Source organism: Roseburia sp. 1XD42-34 (genome assembly GCF_009917385.1).
GTDB lineage: Bacteria > Bacillota > Bacilli > Bacillales > Amphibacillaceae > Virgibacillus.
Map to the genome: position 1 here is coordinate 172,094 of NZ_QWLJ01000002.1, position 26,885 is coordinate 198,978.

Sequence of the window (26,885 nt, forward strand, 5' to 3'; positions counted from 1 at the left end):
AAAGTCTAAAGATAGGTTTAAAATCTTTTTTAAGGATAAGAATCAGTAACAACTTGGACACAGAAAAAGCGTGCTTCTTTTTTCAAACTCTGAAGAACATGTTTCCTATAAAGGCGATGAAGGAAAAACTCCATAAAACAAAGCAATGATTCCTTTCCATCTTATTGCGCACAATGTAATTTATATGTGTTATACTATTCGAAAAAGTTTCCAGAGATTTGGAGATAGGTTCGATGGTTGGAAAAAATCAAAAGCATACTATATGGGGGGCGTTCAAATAAATTTTGATAACGTTCATAAATATACATGTGAAGGGAATCACTCATTTCTTTCTTATTTGTAGGAAACTCTACAAATAAGAAGCAGGACTGAAGTAGGAATAGATATATATGAATGAAGAAAGTAGATGTATTACAATTCTTATCACGTATACAAGTACTATTCAACCCCCCTTAGGAGTTGAATAAATCAGTACTGTAGAAATTCTAAGTCGGCGATAACCGCACCAAAGTGTCTGATTCTTTAGGTCATCGTTTTGGACTACTAGAGCAGTAGGGATGGTTGAAAAAAACCGCTGATGGAAGATTCACTTTATGCTATGTTTATGAAGTAAACGATTGAAAAACGAAGTGGATCTAAAACTTGAATTTCCGTTTCTATTATTCCAATCTTTTTAAGGAGCGACAATGAATGAAGAAACTTATCCAGGAAAAATATGACCAATTAAGTGAGGCACAACGGAAGGTTGCTCGTTATATGTTAAAAAACATGGAGGAAGTTGTTGTTTTATCAGCCCAGAAGATTGCTACCTTGTCTGATGTAAGTGAAGCAACTGTCCATCGTTTCGCTCAAACTTTAGGATATTCCAGTTTTATAGAATTAAAACAAGCCATCCATACAACCGTACGGAATAACCAACGAGCACTTAACAATTTGCTCACTACAACAGCTGAAAAACCAGATTCTTGGTTAGAAAAGCATTTTCTGCAGGAAGCAGATAATATTGCTTATACTAGTAAAACAGTGACGGAAAGTGATATTCAGGCTACCGCCGCAAAACTTTTGCAAGCAAAGCATATATGGATTGCTGGTTGGAGGCTAGGCCTATCTATTACGACTTATATGCGATTTGTTTTTTCATATATGTTAGGTAACTCCACCTTAATCCCACAAGGAGAGGCTGCTGAATACAGCGCCCATTTTAAAAAAGCTGATGTTCTCATCGCAAGTGTGTTTCCACGTTATGATCGTAAAACACTTCAAATAATTAAATTGGCAAAAGACAAAGGAGTACAGATTATTATTTTAACTGATTCATCATTATGTCCGGCTTGTAGATATGCAGATATCGCTTTATTTGTAAGGACAACATCAAAAGGATTTCTAGACTCTTATACAGCTGCACTTTCTGTGTGCCAGGCCATTGTAAATGAAATATCCTATCTAGGAGGTGAGCGGGTTAAAAAAAATATTAAGCAAATTGAAGCAAATTATCCAGCTTTTTTAGAGAAAAGCGAATCTTAATAGGAGGATGGAATAATGAAATTACATACGATTGGTTATTGGGGTGCGTATCCCAATATAAACGAAGCAACATCGTGCTACCTTATAGAAGACAATCAGACGAAAATATTACTGGATTGCGGCAGTGGTGCACTCTCTAAATTACAAAATGTAATCAAGTTAGAGGAATTAGATGCAGTATTGATTAGCCATACGCATACGGATCATATGGCGGATATTTACAGTTTGGAATATGCGATGCTCATTTTACATCAGCTTGGGAAAAGAAAAGAGCCGTTGGATGTGTATGTGTACACAGATAACGTTAGTGATTTATTATTTGAGTTTCCACATGTTATGCGTGTTCATCCAATTCATCTATCTGAGTCTATCAACATCGGATCGCTAAGCGTAACTTTTGCGGAAACGATACATGAAATTCCGTGTTGTGCGATGAAAATAAGTGATCCACAGGGCAGTGTACTCGTATATTCTGCTGATACAGGCTACTCAAAAAGGTTAATTGATTTCGCAAATAAAGCGGATACATTACTGATTGAGTGCAGTTTTTATGCTGAACAACAAGGGTTAACAAAAGGTCATTTGGCTAGCTATGAAGTAGCTGAAATTGCTAGTAAAGCAGCTGTGAAGAATATTATCCTTACACATTTTCCTCACTATGGGGATATTAACCAGTTGAAAGCAGAAGTGGAATCTAAAACAGATCAATCTGTTTATCTTGCGAAAGAAGGACTTACCATCACTATATAAATGGGAGGATTTTATTGTGAAAAAAGTTGGAGGCAAAGCTTTTCTGTTATTGTTCTTTGTTTCTGTATTACTCGTAGCATGTTCAGATAAAGGTGCGAATGAAGCTGGCGAACAGGCAGCTAAAGCAAATGAAAATGAAGAAAAAATGGGTGGTACCATTCGAGTTGCAATGAGTACAGAGGTAGATAATTTAGATCCTTATCAATCAGCGGCAACCGATACAATGTCGATAATGGATAACGTGTATGATGGTTTATTAGATACGAACGAAACGGGTGAATTAATACCTGCAATTGCAGAATCCTACGACATTTCCGAGAATGGTCTTGTATATACATTTAAATTAAAAGAAAATGTAACGTTTCATGACGGTACTCCATTAACTGCTGAAGATGTGAAATATTCTTACGAAAAGCTAGCTGGCCTAAGTGGAGAAGAGCCAATATCCTCACAATATGAAGTAATTGAAAAAATTGAAACCCCTTCCGATTTTGAAGTCGTCATTACATTAAAAGAAAAAAACTCTGCTTTTTTAGCTGCAACTATTCGTCCGATTTTGCCTGTGGATTACGATAACCATAGCGAAAAGCCGATTGGTGCAGGACCATTTAAATTTGCTGAATATAAAGTAGGCCAAGAGTTACGCTTAGTAAAAAACGAAGACTATTATAATGAAAAAAAAATACCAAACTTGGATGAAGTATTGTTTAAGATCATGCCTGATTCCGAATCTGCTATTCTAGCGATGCAATCTGGTGAAATAGATGTCATTCCGGGGATTTCTTCTCAGGGTAAGGAACAGCTTGGTGATACGATTGAGACTATATCGGCTCCACAAAACATGGTGCAATTAATGGCGTTAAACAATCAAGTAGAGCCGTTAAATGATATCCATGTACGGAAAGCAATTAATTTAGCCATTGATAAAGATATGATCATCGATATAGTAGCTGAAGGAGATGGAGTGAAGTTAGGATCTAATTTTAGTCCTTCGATGCAGCTTTACTATCAGGAAGGTCTTGAAGATATGTATCAAACGAATATCAATGAGGCTAAGAAATTATTAGCAGAAGCAGGATATCCAGATGGATTTGATTTAGAATTAACGGTTCCATCTGATTATCCATTTCACGTTGATACAGCTCAGGTCATTACAGAACAATTGGCTCAAGTAGGAATTCAAGTAGAAATTAAATTAATGGAGTTCAGTACATGGTTGGAAAAAGTTTATAATGAAGCGCAATACGAAAGCACCATTATTGGCTTTACTGGAAAACTAGATCCATATGAAATCCTGCGTAGGTATGTAAGTGATTATGATAATAACTTTGTACAATATGAAAATAAAGCATATGATAAACTCATTCATGATGCGTTGCTGGCTACCGATGAAGCAGAAATGGCAAACATTTATAAACAAGCGCAAACGATGTTGGCAGAGGAGGCAGCTTCTGTATTTATTATGGATCCTTACCGAACGGTTGCCATGAAGAAGGGTTTGCAAGGGTGGAAGATGTATCCGATTCAAAAGTTTAATTTAGAAGACTTATATTACACACAATAACCGTCACGTAAAGGGGATATCCACTGTGAGGTATTATCTATACAAATTTTCTATGTTTGGCATAACACTAGTTATGGTTTCCCTCATCATCTTCTTTGTCTTTCAGCTATTGCCAGGTAATCCAGCCCAAATCATTCTTGGGCTGGATGCGGATGAGCAACAAGTGCGACATTTAGAGCAAGAATTAGGACTGGATAAACCAGCAATAGAAAGGTATATTGATTGGATAGCTGGTGTATTTCAAGGCGACTTAGGGGAATCGTTACGTTATCAATTACCTGTGAGCGAAGTGCTTGCTGACCGTATCCCTGTTACAACTTCTATTGCAATCTTAGCAACGGTACTCACGGTTGTTATTGGTATCCCATTAGGAATTCTAATTGCACGGACAGACGGAAAAATAATATCCGTGTTTCTATCAATGATCACGCAATTAGGCATATCAATTCCTTCTTTCTGGTTTGGTTTTATGCTCATCTTATTGTTTTCCGTCACCTTAAATTGGGTTACATCATTTGAATACGTATCTTGGTCGGATGATTTTTTTGGTGCACTAAGGTCCCATTTTTTACCATCCCTATCCATTGCGATTTCAAATATTGCTATTGTTATTCGTTACTTAAGAAATACGATTTTAGATCAGAGGAAGATGGATTATGTACGAACAGCAACATGCAAAGGTCTATCCGAACGAGCAGTCTTATATGGACATGTGCTAAAAAATGCACTAATTCCAGTAATCACAATCATGGGATTAATTACTGCAGATACACTTGGGGGCAGTATTATTATTGAAAATGTATTTGCGCTGCCCGGGTTAGGCAGCTTACTTATTCAATCGATTACGTCCAGAGATTTTCCACTGGTGCAATCTATGGTGCTCTATATTGCTGTTATCGTATTAGTGATCAATTTTACCGTCGATCTATTATATAAACTAATCGATCCAAGAATAAGGCAGAAGGGGTGATCAGGTGATTAAAAAACACCGACTCCCATTATATATTGGGTTAACTTTTGTATCTATTGCTTTTATCATGATGCTGATTAGCTTGTTTTATACACCATATGACCCTAATGCAATTGATCCAACGAATCGACTTGCTTCTCCTTCACTGACACACTTATTTGGAACAGACAATTTTGGCAGGGATATTTTTAGTCGTGTAATGGAAGGGGCGAAGACTGCATTTTTAATTGGAACGGTTGCAGCCTCCATTGGTTTATTTTTGGGTTTTCTGTTAGGTGCTAGTGCAGGTTACTTCGGGGGCTGGATAGATGAACTAACCATGCGCTTTATTGATGCGATGTTAGCTTTTCCAGGGATATTGTTAGCGATTATGCTGATCGCCGTTTTTGAGCCTGGGATGAAGAATACGGTCATTGCGTTAGGGATTATGAGTATACCTGCCTTTGCCCGAATTATTCGTAGCAGTTTTATTCAATATAAATCCTATGATTTTGTTAAAGCTAGCATTGCAAAAGGTGGAGGTGCTATTCATATTATGATCAAACATATTCTACCAAATGCCGTCTCTCCAATATTAGTTGCAGCCAGTTTAAGTTTTTCAGGCTCCATATTGGCGGAATCTGGTTTAAGTTATTTAGGTTTAGGTGTGCAACCACCGGATCCGAGCTGGGGAAGAATGCTAAAGGAAGCGCAGCCTTATATTACTTCCGCTCCATGGTATGTTATCATTGTTGGAATGGTGATTACCATATTGGTGTTAGGATTCAATTTATTAAGCGATGGGTTACGTGATGTCCATGATAAAAAGGCATAGGGGGGAAATAGTGATGGCACCTTTATTATCGGTTCAAGCGCTCGATGTCGCCTTTCAGCTTCCTGAAGGGGAGTTTCTTGCTTTGGAAAACATTTCATTCCATATATATCCGAATGAAGTGGTCGGAATTGTAGGCGAGTCCGGTTGTGGAAAAAGTTTAACATCGCAAGCAATTATGGGGATACTCCCGGGAGTTGCCAGCATCAAACATGGTAACATCTCGTTTCAAGGTTGTTCGTTAAACGATTTATCTTCTAGAGAATGGCAGGAGTTAAGAGGAAATGAGCTAACGATGATTTTTCAAGAACCAATGACATCGCTTAATCCAGTATTGACGATTGGCAGACAAATTGCAGAAGTATTAAAAAAACATACATCGCTTTCGAAAATAGAAAGAAAGCAGCAAGTGATTAAAACAATGAACGAGGTAGGTTTACCACGAGCTGAAGCATTATGGAAAGCTTATCCTCATCAACTTTCCGGTGGAATGCGCCAACGCGTCTCTATAGCGATGGCGCTAATTAGTAGACCAAAGCTTATGATTGCGGATGAGCCTACAACTGCTTTAGATGTAACTATTCAGTCCCAAATATTAGATCTATTCCAAACAATCAAGCAAAACCACAGCACATCATTATTATTTATTTCCCATGATTTGGGCGTCATACAGGCAGTTTGTGATCAGGTAATCGTCATGTATGCAGGACGAATTGTAGAACAAGGGAAGGTAGAGAAACTGATCAGCGAACCGAAACACCCCTATACTCAGAGTCTTATTCAGTCCATCCCTGACGCTACAAAACGTGGACAACGATTATATACCATCCCCGGGACTGTCCCGCACTTGCAAGAAAGGCAGGTAGGATGTCCATTTTCAAATCGTTGCACATATAAATTAAAGCAGTGTGAAACGTCATTCCCAGACACATATGAATTTGACGACGGACATACGGTTGCTTGCCATTTATTTGCTAAAGAAGGTGACGGGAATTGAAACCACTTATAGAGGTAGAAGAAGTTAAAAAATATTACAAACAAACACATAGACAGTTGTGGGGAAAAGATTCGTTAATCAAGGCGGTTAATGGTATATCCTTTTCTTTGTATGAAGGAGAAACATTTGGATTAGTCGGAGAGAGTGGCAGCGGTAAAACGACTACTGGTCAGTTGCTTGTTCAATTATTGAAACAAACAGAAGGGAAAATCCGTTTTAAAGGAAAGGATGTTTCTAAATTTTCAGCCAAACAATTAAAAGCTTGGCGCAAAGAAGTGCAAATTGTTTTTCAAGATCCCTATTCTTCGTTAAATCCGAAAAAAACGGTACAATGGATATTGCATGAGCCGTTAGCGCTTCATAAGCTCGGAGATAAGTCATCTCGTTATAAAAAGATGCTTCAAACATTATCCGATGTTGGCTTAGATAAATCTTATCTGTCGCGTTATCCTCATGAGCTTAGTGGCGGACAGCGTCAGCGGATAGCGATTGCAGCTGCGTTGATTTTAGAGCCGCAATTTATCGTTATCGACGAAGGTGTTTCTGCGCTAGATGTTTCTGTGCAAGCCCAAATCCTAAATCTCCTAAAAGATTTACAACAACAATATCTTTTAACTTACTTCTTTATTTCCCATGACTTGAATGTGGTGCAATATTTTTGTGATCGGATTGCTGTTATGTACTTAGGAGAAATCGTTGAACTTGGAAAAACAGCGGACATAATAAAAGCACGAGAACATCCATATTCAGAAGCGCTGTTTTCTGCGCTACCAACAATAGAAAATAGCTTCGCAGTAATGCAGATACAAGGGGAGATTTCAGATGCTTCACAGTTTCTTGAAGGATGCGCTTTCCAAGCTAGATGCCCTTATGTTTATGAACTTTGCAAGCGAGAAAAGCCTGTTGTTCAGAAAATAAACGATGGACATCTTGTAGCATGTCATCGAATACAAAAACGAAAAGAGGAGGAAAGAGTACTTTCATAGTGTAGGTTGACCTGCAGGAAGTAAAAGTAGTCAAGATTTGTATCATATGTACGCTAACAAATATAGTGTAATGGGCATGTTCTTTATAGGAAGACATAGGAAGCAAGTTATCCAAAGATGATTAGTGCTTATTTTTGTACAGAGTTACAAACAAGAAATCTTATGCAGGAAATGCCTTTTATTTGTTTGAATAAAAGGGATAGGCGAAAAAACAGGAGCCTGCATTAGCCTGTTTTTTCACGCTTTTTGCTGACGAATGGAAAACGAAAATTAGAATGATAAAAATGAAATAATAAGATAACCCCTAAAATAATGAATGCATTTAGTAAGTAAAGGCTAGAAAAGCCAATAAAAGAAATAATGGCTCCCCATATAAGCGAGCCAGTTGCCATTCCGCTATCATATAATATAAAAAATGTGCTCGTAGCATGCGAGCTTCTATTATTCGGTGCTGCTTGAATGGCCATGGTTTGAAAGCTTGGTAATAATGTACCAAATCCCAAGCCAATCAAAGCTGCTGATAATAGCAACATCCAAGCTGACTCTGTGACGCTTAAAGCAAAAAGTCCAAGTGCAAAAATAAATAAACATGGGATGATAACGTACTTCGGACCTTTTAAGTCAAACGTCCTGCCAAGATAGGGTCGAGAAGCAATCATTACAACAGCGAAAACGACAAAGAAATAACCTGCCGTCGAAGCAAGTCCTAGTGAGTTACTATAAACGGATATAAAGGCCATCACACTGGAATAACTTAAGGCAATCAGGCTACAAATGAATGCAATAGGTAGGGACCGTAATTCAAGAAAATCATGAACCGTCCATTTCATTTTTGCTATGTCCTGTGATTTAGGCACTTGCTCATCCATTTGGATCATGGTCGCATTAATGATAGTCACAACCATTAATAGACCTAATACTAGAAATAGTTGCTTGAAGCTGGTGTATTGTATGAAGGTCAAACCAATAAATGGCCCAACAACAACAGCAAGATTCATCGCCATGGCAAAGTAGCCAAGCCCTGCACCACGACGTGAAGAAGGAATAATGTCTGCGGCAATCGCGCCAGTTGCTGTAGTTACAATACCAAACGCTAAACCATGCACAAAACGTACGCTTAATAATAGGATAAAGCTGTCAACAAATACATAAAGAAAAGTAATGATTACAAACAGTGTTACACTTAAGATCAGCCCTTGTTTTTTTCCTGTTTTTTGTAATAACAAGGCGGAAAATGGTCGCATAATAATGGCGGCAAGCAACATCGATGTTACAACGAGCCCACCCTCAGCCTCTGTCCCTCCCAATTCTTGGATAACAAAAATAGGCAGGGTCGTTAATAGTGTGTAAAAAGCGACAAAGATCAAAAACTGTGTCAGTGAAATACTAATAAAATCTTTCGTCCATATTTTTGCTTCATTACTCAAATGTTCATCTCTCCTGTTGAATAATATGGTGTATAAATAATAATTTTTGGTTGAAGAAAATAGGCAGTAAATATGTTTCATATATACGAGAGGTGCCTTTTTCCACATGTAACTCTATAAGACTTTCTCTACTTCCATGCAAAAAGGTTAGCGCGAGAGGGATAGCCAACTGCAAATGTCCGATTTTGTTCAGATCCTTTAGAACATATCCTGGAGGTGCTAACCAGCAGTGGAAAAAATCCATAATAACTGGTGTTTCATTATATCGGCGATTCTCTTATTCTATAGGTGCAGATTCATGATTGTTTTTAGCTTTGCAACATGATAGGGATGAAATAGTAAACCGCTTCTTACCAATTAAATTAGAAGCGGTAACATAACATGCGATTATTTTCTTAACCAGAGGGGATTGACTCACTTGATCCATTCTATCGTGTTATCAATCATTTGTAAACATGTGGAACAATCAGTAAACAATAGTGGGGATAATTTTATCCCAAATAATTTCATCATGCTCATTCCTTGACAGGAAATTAAATACGGAACCAAAGGCGCAGAGCGCCCGTTTAGCAACGTAGCGAATGGAGCGAAGCAACTAAAGTTTTAGGAACCATGGTGAGGTACGAACCAATGATGACTTATCGTAGGGCGATTCGTGAAGTCGCCTAGTTGCTGGGTGCTGGAGCCGGACGTAGCTATTCGGTTATTTCGTTATCTAAAAGTACCTCGTTTTATACTTTTTTATCTTATTAGAAAAACCGGAAGCCGATCAAAGGCTCCCGATTTTATCCATTTAACTTAAAGCTTGGCGCTTTTTACGATATGAGTGAATGAGCCAACCCCCTGAACCCAAAAGCAATAGCAGCAATCCAATAAATAAAGCATGAAACATATTTGTTGCTGTATTTGGCAAGGATGAGTCTGAATCGTTATGATTGGAGGTATTTTCAATCGTTGGTACTTCGTTGTCATTCTTATCTATATGATTATTTTCTTGATTATCTGCGGTTGGTTGTTCTATAATTGGTTTTTCTTCGTTTTTGTCATCCTCGTTCGGAACAGTGTCAGGGAACCCTTGGTCATTTTGATCCTTTCCATCTCCATTATCTCCAGTCGAAGGTCTTTCCGGAATTTCAGGTTCTTCTGGCTTTTCAGGTTCCACAACCTCACCATCAACGGTTAGGAAGCTCCAAATATCAGAGCGTGTTTCTCCACCGTATTGGTCGGAAGCTACGGCATACCAGAAGTACTCACTATTTGGATCTAACCCTTCCCAAACGACCGATGCTTTTTCACCGCTAGGCACATTTTTTACGGAACCAATTTTTTCATCCGTATATACATTTACTTCCACATAATCTGTGGCTACTTGTTTTGTTTGTGCCGACGTATTAAAGTCAAATGAGAATTCATCTTTTTCAGGATATTCTTCTGGATCATAATAGTTGTAATCGTCCAAGTATGGTGAATATGTTTTCACACCAATTTGGTTTGTATCCATATGGAAATTCAAGATACGTAAATAACCTTGTCCCCCTTCAGGGCCACCCTGATAGTCTGCTAGCATTTGATAAACAGTACGATCAGCTATTCCGTCCCCATTGTCATCTATTTCATCGATTAACGTTTGCGCGTTATGATAATGACCGGATAAGACGGCAAACACATTTTCATTTGAAACTACGACTTCTTCAAACAGTTGATCGCCAGTAGGGCTTCTGCTTCCAGTCGCTAAAAGATATTCATGTACATTAAGAATAGCTTTACGATTTGGGTGGGCCTGTAAAACATCGTTTAACCATTCTATTCCATCTTCTTCAATTCCCCAACCAAGATGAACCATAATAAAATCTATTCCATTCACAGATATTAAATCATAATGTCCACGATTATCCTTAAACGATCCCCCATAATAGGCATTATTTTTAAAGCGATCTTCGCCAAAGAATTGTCCATAGTAACTATAGTCACGGCTTTTATTGTTCACATCGTGATTTCCTGCAACTACGCCATAAGGAATATTAGCATCATCCAATGTTTGCATCGAACGGTCAGCAACATCCCACTGTTCTAAGTCATCGTACACATTTACGAGGTCACCTGAATGGAAAACATACTCAATATTTAAAATTTCTTTGTTTTCGGCAATCCATTCTGTTTGCTTTTCGTAAATATAAGGATAGCTTTCTGAATAGTATTGGGTATCTGCCATCCAAACAAAGCTAAAATTTTCTCCAACATCAGCAATTTGATCTTGAACAATCACACTGACCTTTTGATCTTGCACATATTCTGTACCTTGTACTGAACCAATAAGTTCAAATGGTTCTTTTCCAGCAATGGTGGATACGAGATCATCCCATTCACTTGTTGCATAGTTCCAAACATACATCGTTACTTTTCGACCTTCTAGGGAAGAACCATTCCAAACAATTTCTACTTCATCATCCGGACCGACCTTTTTATCAACCGTAACATCAAAACGGTGATAAGGAAATTGGTAATCCGATGTAGTATCTATTGTTTTACCATCAACTGCTTGCAATTGTTTAAGTTGGGCATCTGTTAGCCTTTCTTCGCCATCGGGAAGATAGCTTTTTGGTGGCTCCGTGTCTGTCGCGTTTTGGGAAATTACCATGTTAGTATCTTCTGCCGTATATTGATAAGATTGATAAAAATCAACATCCATGACATCATTGGTTGGATCTTTTACGGTAACAGAAAGATTTGCACTTGTGTTTTCAGAATCAGAACCTAGCCAATCTGGTAATAACGGGTGCTCTTCCACTACATAAAACGTGATTTTCTTTTCTGCAATATTATTTGCATCATCCGTAGCTTGATAGATGATTTCATGTTTTCCAGGATCTAAAAGGGAGGAAGAAGTGTTATAAGGTAAAGATATATATTCTCCATCCAATTGTGCAGTTACAGACTGAACCCCACTCGTTGCATCATCCACCTCTGCATCAATGGTAAAATCCCCCTTGTATGTTTCACCGTCCTTTATAGAGGGATTTATGATCGGAGCGGTGTTATCTGTAACAACTTGTTTTGTTATTTCGTCATCACCTAATATTGTTTTTATTTCATGTTCTCCATCTTGGACTGTAGTTGTATTAAACACATAGGCAGTGGAAGCAAATGTTGCTTGATCCAAAGTGAACGTGAAATCGTAAACAGGTTTCTTACCCACACTATCCCCAATGGAGTAATCTTGATCTGGATCACTGTAAGCTGGGTCATAAATCGTTGTCCCGTCTGATAGAACTAAACGAATATTTTTAATTGTAAAATCATCACGGTTTTCTTTGGACGTTTCATCAAACGGTCCAACTTTGTTACCTGCTCGAATGGAGATTGTGTTTTCCCCTTGCTTTAATTTATCAGCAGAAACAGGTACAGTTAAAGTGGTGAACTTTGTATGTGTATCATCGAAGACGTGAAGAATTTTATCTCCCATGGTGACACCATTTTTAAAGTAAATATTTGTTTCTTTTACATCAAATGCAAAATAAGCATCTGCTTCTATAGCTTTAAAGGTGTTTTTTACTTCCTGTTGATCAATGAATAGGATCGGTTCATCTTTTGCTTCATCAGCTGTTGCTTTAATCACTTTTTCTCCAGAAAGAAGTTCTTTATCTTGGACGTTCAAGCGTAGTCCTTCTTGCATAGAAGGGTTATTAATATCCATTGTATTCGTAGCAGAAGTTGATTTATTTCCTCCATCACTAGCTACGAAATAGTACTCTAATGTCTTTTTACCGATTAACTCAGGCTCATAAACGATGTGCTCATAGCGGTTATTTGGTTGTGTTTCCAAGTTAACTTTTCTAAACTCTCCATTATCTGTACGATAGTGAATAGATACGGATTTAACATCCACATTATCGGTAATCGCTGCTGATAGTGTAACTGGTTGTTCAGAAGTAATCGCCTCTTTTTCAGTTGTAGTTTCAATCACAGGTTTTTCGGTATCTTTTGGCAGCATCACTTTCTCACTAGGTATTTGTTCGGTTAAAACAGAACCAGGTGTAGCATCCCATTCTCCTGCACTTAATTTTGTTGTGTGCAAACCGCCATCTGTAGGATAACGGTAGACCATCCCTTTATCTGCTGTTGTATCATCGACACCAAGTTCATCGTTATAACTTGAATATGAAAGCTCTTTACCCGCTTTAGTAGCAACAACTAATGTACGATGACTGCTATTTGCCATGCCATTATTATACATTTTAAACAGGTTTTTACCTTCTGTTAAATGTGTACCGTAGTTACTATTGAAATCAGCTGCTGATTTTTCGGTATTTCCGTGATTAATAATCCAAAATACGACAGTTTCACCAGATGGAATAATAACTTGCTCCTCTTCTTTCGGACCCCAAAGTAAATCATTTCCTGCTCCCGTGTTTGGATATCGGTAACGGATTAAATAGTCCTTAAAGTTAATTGCTTCCGTTGTATTGTTATATACTTCTATAAACTCGTAGGCATCGGCCCCATTACTATTTGTCGTGTCTGGGGTTGCTTCCGTAATAATTAGTGGTGGCACTTGCTGATAGTCTATTTCTTCTGTTGGTAGTTGATAAGACTTTGTCTCTGTTTGTGTTTCTCCAGCCTCGTTGGAAGCAGCAAAATAATACGTTATATTTTCACTCCATATTTCTTCCCGCGGTATCTTCACTGAATATGTTGTTGATTCATCTTTGGAAGCTTCTAATTGCCATGTTTGATATTCCGTTTTGTCGCTTTGTAAAATGGAAAGCGTGGCTCCTAACAATGGTTGCTTTGATGATATGTTAACCTTAATCGTAAGGGCTTCGTCATTAAGCGTAAATTTAGGTTCATCAATACTAGGTTTTTCTCCGGTTTCCTCAATGATGACAGGTTGTTTTGGAACTTGACCAGGCACAATTGTTAATGGCGTAATAGTTTCACCGCTACCAGTTTTTTTCATGCTGGAACCTTGTTTTGGATAACGATAAACAAGGCCTTGATCAGGTTGTGTGTCATCTTGTTTTGTATCATTGTACGTTGCTGAAACCATTTCATTATTGAATTTATCAGCAACGATTAATGTACGTGCTCCGCTGTTAGACATACCATCACTTTGAATTTCTGCTACATGACTTTCCGACAAGCTTAGACCGTAGTGAGCGTTGAAATCTGCCACTGTTTTATCTTGATTACCTTCATTTTTTATCCAAACAATGAAGCTCTCCTGTGACTTGATTTCGTTATCTTCGGTAATCTCCCATATTTGATCAGATTTTCCATCTGGGTAGCGATAGATTAATTGATAATCATTCATATGAATAGCTTTATTTGTATTGTTATAAATTTCAATAAATTCAAAGCCATCTTGTTTATTTATATTCGATGTATCTGGAGTGACTTCGGTAATTAATATAGGGGGCACGGTTTGTGTATCTATTTTCTCTGTTTGTTCTACGTTCACATGTATGAATTCTTTTTCTGGATAGGTTATTTCTGTATCATCTATCGTTTTGCCAACGATTTGATAGAAAAAGTTTGGTGACCAAAGCATTTCTTTAGGCACAGTAACTGAAAAGGTGTTTGATCCTTCAGCTTTAGTAAATGGCAATTCTTTGATGTTCATTTGTTGTCCTGTTTGGAATTGGAGTGAAAGCTGTGTTACGTCATCGGAAGCAGTTGCTTTGATAGTAAGGTCTTCTGTATTTATTGCTTGCTTTGTCGGAGCATGTTGAATAAGGCTTTCATTGCTAGCCAACTCCGTTTGTTTCTTTTCCTCTGGTTTCGACTCATTTAACGGTTGTTTATTTTGCTGGTTTGTAGGTGAATCTTCTGCTGATTCATTTTCTTGATTACTTTCTGTCTGGTTTTCTTCAACCTCCATGCGTTCAGTAGGAACTTGTCCTACTAGAATTTCACCTGGAGTAGCTTTTGTCGTAAAACCACCATTGACCCATGTTTTTTGATTTGTGTAATAAAAAATCTGTCCTGTTGCCTTTTCAGCCACAGTGATGTTTCCTTCCGTCACTATATCGTTTTTGCTGTTATCTCGTAAGGAGATCTTTTGATCTGTGATGGGAAATGGGACTGCGCTTACTGCTGTTATATGTTCATTACTTAAGTTGGTCCCATAATATCGATTAAAAGTTTCAATTTTCTGATCATCATTTGCAAACCAAATAATATGGCTTTTTCCTGATGGAATGTTTTTTGATTGCTCAAAGGAGACTTTTTCTTCCCCTAGAAAAAGAGCATAGCTTTGCAAGTTAATAGGTAATGTTGTATGGTTATAGATTTCAATAAATGGCTGCTTTCCAAATGTCGCCTCTGTGATCATTAGCTTTGGGAGTGCTGCAACGTTATGACTACTTTGCGCTTGGACAGGTACCGTATACGTATCTGTTTTTACTTGCTCTCTATCTGTTGTTGCTTCAAACCAGTACGTTACATTTTCAGCCCAAAGTGCTGCAGCTGGAACGGTTGCCATGAATTCTCCATTATTCCCTTTCCTCATTTCCACTTTTACCGGCTTTGAAACATTGGTTGTTTGATAAAACAGAGTTGCTTTCTCTGCATGAGGTATGGTTGCTACTAATTGGTGATTTTCCATATAGGCAATAGCTTTCGGTGGTTCATGTTGAATCGTTAGCGGTTCTTTACTAGCTTCTTCGGACCTGTCTAGAGCGTTTTTCCCTTCTTTCGATAATTGTTTTGCTTGATTCTGTTCTTCTGTCGCCACTTCCATTTTCGGTGTGGAAACAGTAGCATAAGCAATGGTTGTTGATTGCAAAAAGTTAGTGATTACAATCACAATAGCAATTAATGCGGCAAATATTGCACGGACGTTGCTTTTTGTCATTCATTACCCTCCCTATGTACGTATATGTACAAGTATACTGGAGGGACTGTAAATAATTGGTTAAAGGATTGTAAAGAATTATAAATGAAAGTGGGATAAAAGAAATTTAAATCATATATAGTCTACAAAAAATGCGGCTATCGTTTTTAGAAGAAGGTAGCTGTTATATTTTGTTTCAAGATAAGAAAGTATAAAATGAGGTGCTTGGGGATAACAGAGTAATCAATTAGTCACATCCTGCGCATGAGCCCATCAACGATGCGACTTCACGAATCGCCCTACGGATAAGTCACCATCGGTTCATGCCTCACCGTGGTTCCTTTATTCCTTTATCTCAGTTGCTGCGTTGCTAACCGGGCGTCCCACGCCTTTGTTTCACTATAGGAAAGTATAAGATTTTTTTGGTTTATAGTATAAGGAAAACAAAGGCTTCCGCCATAAGACTTGGCGACAAGCCAAGTTTTTCTAAAAAGTTGAACGTATGTTTTTTAAAATCTAGTAATAAATTACTTTTAATAACTGCTTCTAGTGTATTATAAAGCTAGTAAAATAAGCATATATTGTTCACTAGTGAACATGTTATCATAGAAAAAACATCATTAATTGTGTTGAAATAGCGACAAAAATAAGTGAAAAGGGATAGGCGGCAGCGTAGGCAATAATGGCATCATCTGAGTCGACTAGTTGGTTTAATGCACCTAAAGCCGGTGTGCTTGTCCTGCCTCCACAAAGTGATCCAAGTGAATGCACAATGCTAAGCTTAAACAGTTTTTTCGCTGCTACATATCCGAAAAAGAGTGGAACAAGTGTGATGATTGTTCCTCCAACTACAAGTTTAATGCCTTCTGTTTGTATTACATTTACGAGACCATCTCCCGCTGTTGTACCTGCACCCGCTAGAAATAGTACTAGACCTAATTCACGAATAACATGATTTGCAGGAGCGTAATAGCGTACATGAATCGGACCGATATTACCAAAATGACCAATAATCAAGGCGACAAAGAGAGGACCACCAGCTATTCCAAGTTTGATGGTTCCTAATCCTGGAATATAAATGGGGAGCATACCAACTATGATTCCTAATAATAGCGTTATACTCATCGAGAAAATATGAACATTGGTAACTGTCATGTTTTTTCGTGAGAACAGTTTTTCTACCTGGTTTAATCGATCTTCTGTGCTAACGATTGTTAATACGTCACCACGAAGTAAGCGCATATTAGGATGTTGATTTAGTTCCAGTCCTTCTCGCTCTATTCGGGTCACTGTCGCTCCATATTTTCTTCGGAGCTTCAGCTCTTTAATGCTTTTTCCAATGATTGTATCGTCTTCTACGGTTACTTTCTTGAATTGGATATTATCTGGGTTTTTAAGCTGGGTATTCACTTGCTGACCAACGTAATTGCCAAATAATTTCAGTTCTTTTTCTTCACCAACCGTAACTAGACTATCCCCGATTAATACAGGAGTATCACTTAGTGCAATCATTGTATGCCCATTACGAATAATTCTGCTAATCACAACATCCTTTTTACTTACTGCAAGTTCCTTTAAGGTTCTTTTATGGAGGTTCGGGTTTGTAACTTTAAAAGACATCACTTCAGGAGAATGTTCATTTTTAATTGGATTATTCGTCTCCTCCAAATCTTTCATTAGGTCTACTTTACTAAAACGAGGCAAAAGTTGAACAAATAATATAATAGCCAGTACGCCGAAAGGGTAGCCGATTCCGTAACCGACGGAGGTTATAGGATCGTTGGTTGCCTGTAATGCAGCAGCTAAACCAGGTGTACTTGTTAATGCGCCAGTCATCAATCCAACGCTTAATGGTGCTGAAAGATCATAAAAATTTGCAACAATAACAGTGGTTACTACAGCACTGGTGACTATAAATAAAGAAATACCACAGAATACGATGCCGTTAGACCGGATCATTCGGAAAAATCGCGGCCCAGCTTGCAAGCCAATTGCAACAATAAATAAGCTTAATCCTAAATTTTGAATGATTGGTGATACTTGGTACCCAAAATGCCCAAAAACCATAGCAACAAGTAATACTCCAGCAGATCCGAAGCTTACTCCCTTTAATTTAATTTGGCCAAGGAAGGAGCCAATAAGTAAAATAGCAAAAACTAAAATAAGTTGTTCATTGAGTAGATCATGTAGTAAAGATTCCATTTTTCTCTCCTCTTTCATTCATACACTCTATTTTACTACAATCACCTATAAAATCTCCCTTTCCCTCTGATTGTTCAATAATTTTTCAAGCTTCCGTGAACAAGTGAGTATGGAAACCGCTTCATATATCCTTATGTTGGTTTTTGTTGCAAAAATTTGGATTTAAGACACGATATCTTAATAAACAAGGAAAACTTTTGTGTAATAGCATATAATATTTGCAATTTTTTGCTACTTCATGAAGCTAAACTACGAAAATAGAAGTGAAGGTATTCAATTGGAGGGATGAATCATGGAGGATAAAAAATATAATGCTCACATAACATTTGAAGAAACTGTAAAGCAAAATGAACGGAGAATTTATTACCAGTTGCATAAATTAAATATTCGCGATCCACATCGAGAATTTTATCAGGAAGGTTTAGTAGCTATGTGGAATGCTTATGAAACATATCAACCAGATAAGGGACCAATGGCGACCTATTTTAATTATACCATTCGCAATCGATTGATAGATTTAATTCGTAAAAAGGGAAAGGAACAGGAACGATTAAATGCTTATATAGCAATACAAAAAAACATACGGACAAGTGGAAACTATTATAAGACTGGCAGCCAGAGGCAATTTGTCCAACCTCTAACAGGAGAGGAAATGGACATAGAGCCCATTATCGAACAAGCCCAACAGTTATTAAGCAGAAATCAATTAAAATGGTTTCAGCAATTTTTATTGCAAGAACGCTCTATTAAATCGATTTCTGAACAAGAAGGAGTTTCCGAGGATGCAGTAAAAAGTTGGGGAAGGGAGGCAAGAAAAAAATTACGAGCAGAAAAGGATCACAGCATAAAAAAAAGTGCCTATATTGGGGATCATTTCAAGTAAAATAGGCTTCGTTTATTATGTGTGTAGCCGGCGGTAATACCTGTCGTTCCATTTTACGAGGTGGGACTTATAAGGAGAAGTGTAACACACAAGCCAATTAGTAGGTAGAGGGAAATAAAAAACTTTCCGGGTTGAAAATATTATTTTAACTCGCACGTAAGATGTCTTATGTCACTACTTCAAACGGGCATTCATACGTGAGTCTAAACGGGGAAAATGGCAGCTCAATGACCGATCCGCTCAAGGGCTTTTAGTTATACTCTTGTAGTGCTAGCATTCAGTAGGAGAGAAAAAACTCCTACTGAATGAAGTTTCCCTTTAGGATACTTGGTATACCTCTCGAACTGCTTCTAATAAAATATGAACACCATTCATAAGCGCTTCTTGATTAAACGTCATCTGTGGATGGTGTAATCCTGGAGTTAAATCACAGCCAAGTCCTAACATGGTTGCTTTTAATTCGGGCTTCTTAATGGTATAGAAATGAAAATCATCTCCGCCGGGAGTAACTAACGGGGGCGCGACAGCTTGTTTACCCAATACATTGGTAATTGCTGTTTCCATTATAGCAATCGCTTCCTTATTTGTTTTGGCTGCAGCGATGCCATGATTTTCTATAATTTCTATGTCAATAGGGTAAAGGCTTTGCAGAGACTCAAAAATTGCTATTACTTGTTTATCAAGATCAACCATTGCTTCATTCGTCTGTGCCCGCATATCAATTGCAAAGGAAGCATTCCCAGGAATAATATTCGTGCTTTTGCCACCAGCTTGAAAATTAGTCATTTTTACAGAATGAGGAATGGTTGGATCTAAATGTATCTTGTTTAGCATTTGTACGATCTGCGCGCCTACTTCAATCGCATTCGTAGTTAAATGTGGTCTAGCTCCGTGTGCGTCTACGCCTTTAATTATAGCCTGATACGTTTTAGCAGCTCCGTGGACAATGACTGGCGCTGCATGGTGCATAGCTGTTTCTTGCTTAGGACGCAAGTGAACGCCAAATAAATAATCGACATCTTCTACAACGCCTTTTTCCACCATTTTTAACGCACCGGTGCCTTTCTCTTCAGCAGGTTGAAAAATAAACTTAATTGCAATGCTTTCATGTAAAGCAGAGTGCTTTTTTAATTCCCACAATACACCTAACACTATGGCCATATGTGCATCATGCCCACAAGAATGGTTTGCTTGAAACGTACCGTTCACTTCCTGCCAAAGCGCGTCCATATCTGCTCGAATGGCTACAACTGGCAGTTCTTTTTCAAAGTTGCCAAATCGACCAATAACACCAGTATGATCTGAAAACGTCGAGACTTCACAGCCATTTTTTTTTAGGATATTTGCAATATACCTCGTAGTTTCAGTTTCCTCCCAGCTAATTTCTGCATGTGTATGCAAGTAATGAAAAGTTTGTTTAACTTTTTGTTCTATGTCAGTCATATCGACTATCTCCTTTCATAGTATTGAAATAAATGATGGATAGAATTTTACGTTTATCTCGTATATAAGGTGCTGTAAGCCTCTTACTTTAGAATTGGATCCATCTTACTGCAAGTCGTCTAAGTGGGAGATAATCGCACCTAAATACTCGATTTATTCAGAGACCTTTAAGTATGCCATTACGGTATTAACAATCAGTAGGGGCGAATGAAAATCATCGCTGATTGAAGGTTCACTTTATTCATTTTTTGAAGTATTAGCTTTATTAAGTGTTGAAATAAATTATATCCTTTATTATAATACAATGCAAGTTGAAAAAATTATGAAAATTAGGAGGGTACTATGGAAAATACATCAGGATTCAAACAAAAAGAGAAAAAAAAGTTTGGTTTGCCAGACGCTTATGTTATTTTATTTGCTATTTTAGTACTAGCAGCCGTAGCTACGTATATCATCCCAGCAGGGGAGTTTGAGAGAGAGACAGTTAATAAAGTTACAACGGTTGTACCTAATAGTTACCAACAAACAGAGCAGCAACCGTCAGCATTTATTGATCTGTTTACTGCCATACAGCAAGGAATGATTGATTCAGCTGGGCTTATCTTTTTAGTGCTGATAATTGGTGGCGCCTTTGGAGTTATTGAATACACAGGAGCCATTGATGCTTTAATTATGAAGACAATTAACAAAACAAAAAACAAGGAATATTTACTGATTATTCTTGTTAGTACGTTATTTTCGATATTTGGCGCCTTAGGTATTATTGTAAATGCAGTTATTGCATTTATACCAATTGGAATTATCCTTGCGCGTTCTATGAAACTAGATGCCATTGTTGGGATATCCATTATTTACTTAGGAGCCTATGCAGGATTTAACACTGCATTTCTTGATCCCTTAACGACTGGTATGGCACAAGAAATAGCTCAAGTTCCTTTGTTTTCTGGTATTAAATTGCGAGTTTTAATTTATTTAACTGTACTTGTTTCAACGATTGGCTATATTTTGTGGTACGCTAATCGGATTAAAAAAAATCCGTTGAAGAGTGTTTTAGGAGACAATCCATTTCCAAAATCAGGGGAAAAGGATGTTGCAAGTGCTCCCACGCAGTTAACCATAGTTCATAAACTTGTATTGGCATGGCTTGGTATTGGAATAGCAATCTATGTTTTTGGTGTTTTCCAGTATGACTGGTCGTTAAACCAAATGGCCGCTATGTTTATCGTTATTGCTATTGGAACAGCGGTAATTGCTCGAATTCTTCCGAATGAACTGGTGACACAATTCTTTAACGGATGCAGAGGGTTAGTTTATGGAGCATTAATAATAGGTATGGCTCGTTCCATTGTTGTCGTTTTGGAAAACGGCCAAATTTTGGATACGATTGTTCAAGGAATGGCTACTGTTATGGATCCGTTCACAAGTGTCTTGGGTGCAAATATGATGTTTTTAGCTAATTTTCTGTTTAATATAATTGTTTCCTCTGGGAGTGGACAAGCAGTAATCGTCATGCCAATTATGACGCCTTTAGCTGATATGATGGAAATACCAAGGCAGGTAGCGGTTCAAGCATATAAGCTAGGAGATGGATTTTCCAATGTGATTACTCCTATTTCCGGAATCCTAATGGCAACTTTGGCGATAGCTGGTGTTTCCTGGGTGAAGTGGATAAAATTTATTATGCCCCTTGTAATTATTTGGTTTTTAATTGGTGTCATTTATTTAACAGTAGCGGTATGGATTGGTTGGGGTCCTGTGTAAGGCGTGCTTTATAAAGAGGACGAATTTGTGTCTAGTATAAAGCAGAAAGAGGAAATTAAATAGGTTTACTGTAAATGGTCTAAAAAGCCATGAAGGGAAGATACATGGTAACATAGAAACTAAGTCACCATAATTAGACGTTTATCTATCATGGTTACATGAGATTGCTAAACCAGAGTTATTAAAGCTTAATAATGGATAAGGGAGTAGATAGATGATGAAGATTAGCGAAATTAAATTGTATCACATGCAAATGAGAATGAAACATCCATTTACAACTAGTTTTGGAACAGAACAGGATCGTGATTTTTTACTAGTTGAAGTGAAGGATTCCAGTGGTCTTTCTGGCTGGGGGGAAGGGGTAGCTTCTGAACGCCCGCTTTATAGTGAAGAATTTACTCAGCAAAGTTGGTCCATGCTAGAACAATTTCTAATTCCTGAGGCGTTGAAACAAGAAATAAGTCATCCAGATGACCTTCAGGAACTGTATAAACCGTATAAGCGAAATTATATGGCTAAATCAGCTCTAGAAGGTGCTGTATGGGATTTATATGCAAAGCAACAGGGCAAATCTTTATCTACCATGCTAGGGGGAACAAAAAAACATATTGAAGTAGGTATTAGTCTAGGAATAGAGGATAGTTATGAAAAGTTGCTAGAGAATATTCAAGGAAAAGTGGATGAAGGCTATAAACGAATTAAAATTAAAATTAAACCAGGTAAGGACGTTGACGTTGTTCGAGAAGTACGAAAACATTTTCCTGAAATACCATTAATGGTAGATGCAAACTCTGCTTATACGCTCGCAGATATTGGAACATTAAAAGCATTGGATGAGTTTAAGTTAATGATGATTGAACAACCGCTTGCAGCTGGTGACATTATCGACCATGCAAAATTACAAAAGGAAATTAAAACACCTGTGTGTTTAGATGAAAGCATTCATTCTTATGAAGACGCTCGTCAAGCGATTGCATTAGGAAGTTGTAAAATTATTAATTTGAAGATCGGTCGTGTAGGAGGACTGACAGAGTCAAAACGGATTCATGATTTATGTGAACAAGCTAGTATTCCATTATGGTGTGGAGGGATGCTGGAATCTGGAGTAGGACGTGCGCATAATATTGCCATCGCTTCGCTTGCTAATTTTACATTGCCTGGAGATACGGCTTCCTCATCCAGATATTGGGACAAGGATATCATTGTACCTGAAGTAGTTGCGGAAAATGGCATCCTAACTGTGAATGATCGCCCAGGAATTGGTTATGACGTATTGGTAGATGAAGTAGAAAAACATGCCATAACTAGGAAAGTGTTTAAAAAATAAACTAGTTTAGGGATAAGAGGTATTCCTTGAACTGATTACACATCATTTACATTTATCCTGCATATAAGGAATTGTCTCTCTCTTACCATATAATGATGAAATGTCAAATTCGTTTAAAATAACATTCAAGGAGAAAAAACCTCCTTGAATGTTAGTTTCACTTTATCCTTTTAAGAATGTTGCATTTTTTACATGAGAAATGAAGCTTTGTGTTAAAACAGCAAATACGGTGATTACTTGTGTAATGATGAACTTAGTGTCAGCGATGTTACTGATAAAATTATTGATGTAGATTGGCTGTATACTTTTTGTTTGACATCGGCTGTTGTTAACCACCAAGTTCATAAATGAAAATGTTAATAGAAAATCAAAACGAATTGAGCTGCAATGGTTCCAAAAATAAGGGAAAACGGATAAGCAGCAGCATAGGCAATTGCCGGGTCTTCTGCATCTATTAGAAGATTAAGAGCTCCTAATCCTGGGGTGCAGGTTCTACCGCCACACAATGTACCTAGAGAATACACAACCCCAAATTTAAAGAATTTTCTAGCTACAATATAACCACTAAAAATCGTTACCATTGTTATAATCGTACCACTAATAACTAATTCTAGTCCCTGATCTCGAATGACTTCTACTAACCCTTGTCCAGCTGTCGTCCCTGCACCAGCTAAAAATAACACAAGCCCTAATTCGCTGATAACATGAATTGCTGGACCATAGTATCGTACATGAATCGGTCCAAGTTTGCCAAAATGACCAATAATTAAAGCTACGATTAAGGGCCCGCCTGCTAAACCAAGTTGCATCGTACCAAGTCCAGGAATAGGGATTGGTATCATTCCGACCAAGATGCCTACTAATAGTGTAATACTTATGGATAAGATGTGAATATTAGTTACAGATAGTTTTTTTCGTGAAAAGCATTTTTCTATTTCATCCAGTCGATCTTCACTACTTACCATCGTTAAAACGTCTCCACGAAGCAAAGGCGTATTTGGATTTTGATTAAGCTCAATTCCATCTCGTTGAATTCTTGTTACAGTTGCTCCATATTTTCTTCTGAGTTTAAGTTCTTTAATGCTTTTGCCAACTAAGTCCTCATCTTCAACTGTGATTTTTCGTAATTGTATATTATCAGGATTGTCCATTGTTGCATCTACAGGTTCACCGACAAATTCTCCAAAAGATCTTAATTCATGATCTTCACCGACTGTAACTAGGAAATCACCTAATAAAATGGTTGTGTCGTGAAGGGCGATTATCGTATGATCACCGCGAATGACTCGACTAATGACAACAGATTTACGACTAAAGTCAAGCTCTCGCAATGTTTTTTTATGCAGTTTTGGATTAGTTACTTTAAATGTCATTACTTCTGGTGAATGTTCCGTCTTGATAGGATTGTTTGTTTTTTCTAAATCTTGCTTAAGGTTTATTTTGCCTACACGAGGTAATAGTTGCACAAATAATATAATGGCAAGCACCCCAAACGGATAGGCTATCCCATAGCCAACCGAGGCAATAGGATCATTTGTTGCTTGAAGAGCTGCCGCTAATCCTGATGTATTCGTCAAAGCACCTGTCATTAATCCAATCGCTAGCGGCGTGGAAAGGTCAAATGCTTTTGCAACGGCTACAGAGGATAGGACTGCACTGATGACAATAAATAAAGAAATAAGGCAAAAAACAATTCCATTAGAACGCATCATCCGGAAAAAACGTGGTCCGGCTTGTAGTCCAACAGCAACAATAAATAAGCTAAGACCTAAATTTTGAATCGCTGTCGATACTTGATAGCCATAATGACCAAAAATCATCGCAATAACTAAAACACCCGCTGATCCTAAGCCGATTCCTTTAAATTTTAATTGCCCTAAACATGATCCAAGAAACAAAATAACAAAAACTAAAATAAGCTGCTCATTAAGTAAATCATGCAGTAAATCGTCCATTCTAATCTCCTTCATTCATACTTCCAAATCTATATTACTACAACTGGATAGAAAAAACGAAGGAAGTGATAAACGTCAATGTTTTTTCAAGTTTAGACGTAAGTTAAACTATTTTACTAGCTGAAGTCAAATAAAGCAAAACTTCACTCCGTTCATCCAACCGTGAACAAGTTTGCTTATAAACTAAAATGTTTATACATGAAAAAATGTTGGAAGTTTGTCACACACGAAGAATAATGGTCTGATAAACTATGGAGAAAGCTCAAGCATCGGAGGATAAATATATGAATTACGATCAAGAACAATTATGGAAAGAAGCAGTACAGTTTTTGCAATTGTATCACCGTGAACTTGAATTAGAAGATCAGCTAGAAGCAAGATTGCAAATAGTACAGTGTGAAATAGAAAAAACAGGTACATATGAACATACATATGAAGAATTAGCATATGGAGCAAAAGTAGCTTGGCGTAACTCTAATCGGTGTATTGGTAGGTTGTTTTGGGAGCGAATGGAAGTTATAGATGCTCGTTTAGTCACTAACAGTGAAGAAGTCTTTGCCCGACTAATTGAGCATATTCGTTATGCAGGTAATGACGGGAAAATTAAACCATTAATTACCATTTTTGCTCCAGTTAAAGATAGTTATCAACCTGTTAAAATATGGAACCATCAACTGATGCGTTATGCTGGATATGAAACAGAGTATGGTATTGTAGGAGATCCTGCCTCCGTAACATTTACAAAGCAGTGCCAAGAACTAGGATGGAGAGGGGAAGGGACCGCTTTTGATCTATTACCATTAGTGATTCAAGTCAATCATGGTAAGCCTGAATGGATAGAGATACCCAATAACATTGTAATAGAAGTTCCGATTAACCATCCTACGGAAGATATTTTCGCCGGTCAGGATGTCAAATGGTATGGTGTACCGATCATTTCTGATATGCGCTTGGAAATCGGAGGCTTAAATTATGTGGCTGCTCCATTTAATGGTTGGTATATGGGTACGGAGATCGGTGCAAGAAATCTTGCCGATGAGAACCGATATAATCTATTGCCTTTGGTAGCTGAACAGTTAGGGTTGAATACGAAGCATTTAAATACACTTTGGAAAGATCGTGCATTGGTAGAACTGAACGTTGCTGTATTGGAGTCATTTAAGCAAGCAGGTGTTTCAATCGTGGATCACCATACGGCTGCGAAGCAATTTGAAGTATTTGAAAAACAGGAACAAAAATCAGGGAGAACGGTTACCGGTAATTGGGCATGGTTAATTCCCCCTCTGTCACCGGCAACGACCCATGTTTTTCATAAGCCATATGACAATACCATTCAAAAACCAAATTATTTTTATCCCCCAAATAAGGTGCTGTAAGTGGGAAATAACAGCACCTAAATCCCGATTCGTTCCAGGGCCTTTCATACCCTGGTGGTACTAACCATCGGCGGGGA

Annotated in this window: 16 protein-coding genes; 11 read left to right on the forward strand and 5 right to left on the reverse strand. The window is 37.7% G+C overall.

What is annotated here, in order from left to right; translation table 11 throughout:
* Nucleotides 1–690: 690 nt before the first annotated feature.
* Genes D1839_RS01880 through D1839_RS01910 form a run of 7 tightly spaced genes read left to right on the forward strand, consistent with a single transcriptional unit; the run spans nt 691 to nt 7,602 of the window.
* Nucleotides 691–1,524, forward strand: a complete 834-nt coding sequence (locus D1839_RS01880) for a MurR/RpiR family transcriptional regulator (protein WP_120378197.1) — start codon at nt 691–693, stop codon at nt 1,522–1,524.
* Nucleotides 1,525–1,539: 15 nt separating this feature from the next.
* Complete coding sequence (locus tag D1839_RS01885; protein WP_120378198.1) at nt 1,540–2,274, forward strand: MBL fold metallo-hydrolase; 735 nt, start codon at nt 1,540–1,542, stop codon at nt 2,272–2,274.
* A gap of 16 nt (nt 2,275–2,290) precedes the next feature.
* Nucleotides 2,291–3,838, forward strand: a complete 1,548-nt coding sequence (locus D1839_RS01890; RefSeq protein WP_199689898.1) for an ABC transporter substrate-binding protein — start codon at nt 2,291–2,293, stop codon at nt 3,836–3,838.
* A 25-nt stretch (nt 3,839–3,863) separates the two neighbouring features.
* On the forward strand, nt 3,864–4,808 hold the full coding sequence (locus D1839_RS01895) for an ABC transporter permease (RefSeq protein WP_286164692.1): 945 nt from the start codon (nt 3,864–3,866) through the stop codon (nt 4,806–4,808).
* Between the two features lie 4 nt (nt 4,809–4,812).
* Nucleotides 4,813–5,622 carry an ABC transporter permease gene (locus tag D1839_RS01900; RefSeq protein ID WP_286164693.1) on the forward strand — a complete coding sequence of 270 codons (810 nt, stop codon included), beginning with the start codon at nt 4,813–4,815 and terminating at the stop codon, nt 5,620–5,622.
* A 13-nt stretch (nt 5,623–5,635) separates the two neighbouring features.
* A complete protein-coding gene (locus D1839_RS01905; protein ID WP_120378199.1) occupies nt 5,636–6,616 on the forward strand; it encodes an ABC transporter ATP-binding protein in 981 nt (326 codons plus the stop codon).
* The gene (locus D1839_RS01910) at nt 6,613–7,602 is read left to right on the forward strand and encodes an ABC transporter ATP-binding protein (protein ID WP_120378200.1); all 990 of its coding nucleotides are present in this window, start codon (nt 6,613–6,615) and stop codon (nt 7,600–7,602) included. Before D1839_RS01905 ends, D1839_RS01910 begins: the two co-directional genes overlap by 4 nt.
* A gap of 224 nt (nt 7,603–7,826) precedes the next feature.
* Here the strand turns inward: D1839_RS01910 and D1839_RS01915 are convergent, their stop codons facing one another.
* The 3 genes from D1839_RS01915 to D1839_RS01925 all read right to left on the reverse strand — a co-directional run bounded on the left by D1839_RS01915 (nt 7,827) and on the right by D1839_RS01925 (nt 18,063).
* Nucleotides 7,827–9,029 carry an MFS transporter gene (locus D1839_RS01915; protein ID WP_120378201.1) on the reverse strand — a complete coding sequence of 401 codons (1,203 nt, stop codon included), beginning with the start codon at nt 9,027–9,029 and terminating at the stop codon, nt 7,827–7,829.
* A 793-nt stretch (nt 9,030–9,822) separates the two neighbouring features.
* Nucleotides 9,823–15,882, reverse strand: coding sequence for a metallophosphoesterase (locus D1839_RS01920; RefSeq protein ID WP_120378202.1), 6,060 nt, complete (start codon nt 15,880–15,882; stop codon nt 9,823–9,825).
* Nucleotides 15,883–16,464: 582 nt separating this feature from the next.
* Nucleotides 16,465–18,063 (reverse strand): aspartate:alanine exchanger family transporter, encoded by a 1,599-nt coding sequence (locus D1839_RS01925; RefSeq protein ID WP_120378203.1) that lies wholly within the window; start codon nt 18,061–18,063, stop codon nt 16,465–16,467.
* Nucleotides 18,064–18,355: 292 nt separating this feature from the next.
* Here D1839_RS01925 and D1839_RS01930 point away from each other — a divergent pair, with 292 nt between their 5' ends.
* On the forward strand, nt 18,356–18,946 hold the full coding sequence (locus D1839_RS01930) for a sigma-70 family RNA polymerase sigma factor (protein ID WP_120378204.1): 591 nt from the start codon (nt 18,356–18,358) through the stop codon (nt 18,944–18,946).
* A 318-nt stretch (nt 18,947–19,264) separates the two neighbouring features.
* On the opposite strand, the gene D1839_RS01935 is transcribed toward D1839_RS01930, so the two are convergent.
* Nucleotides 19,265–20,389, reverse strand: a complete 1,125-nt coding sequence (locus D1839_RS01935; protein WP_120378205.1) for a M20 peptidase aminoacylase family protein — start codon at nt 20,387–20,389, stop codon at nt 19,265–19,267.
* A 342-nt stretch (nt 20,390–20,731) separates the two neighbouring features.
* Here D1839_RS01935 and D1839_RS01940 point away from each other — a divergent pair, with 342 nt between their 5' ends.
* Both D1839_RS01940 and menC read left to right on the forward strand, forming a co-directional pair.
* On the forward strand, nt 20,732–22,150 hold the full coding sequence (locus D1839_RS01940) for a YfcC family protein (RefSeq protein WP_120378206.1): 1,419 nt from the start codon (nt 20,732–20,734) through the stop codon (nt 22,148–22,150).
* A 214-nt stretch (nt 22,151–22,364) separates the two neighbouring features.
* Entirely contained in the window at nt 22,365–23,477 is a 1,113-nt protein-coding gene (gene menC, locus D1839_RS01945; RefSeq protein WP_286164694.1) for an o-succinylbenzoate synthase, read from the forward strand.
* Between the two features lie 356 nt (nt 23,478–23,833).
* On the opposite strand, the gene D1839_RS01950 is transcribed toward menC, so the two are convergent.
* Nucleotides 23,834–25,432: an aspartate:alanine exchanger family transporter gene (locus D1839_RS01950; protein ID WP_120378207.1), complete on the reverse strand. Its 1,599-nt coding sequence runs from the start codon at nt 25,430–25,432 to the stop codon at nt 23,834–23,836.
* 284 nt (nt 25,433–25,716) lie between these two features.
* Between D1839_RS01950 and D1839_RS01955 the strand changes: the two genes are divergently transcribed.
* The gene (locus tag D1839_RS01955) at nt 25,717–26,808 is read left to right on the forward strand and encodes a nitric oxide synthase oxygenase (RefSeq protein ID WP_120378208.1); all 1,092 of its coding nucleotides are present in this window, start codon (nt 25,717–25,719) and stop codon (nt 26,806–26,808) included.
* The last annotated feature ends 77 nt before the right edge of the window (nt 26,809–26,885 follow it).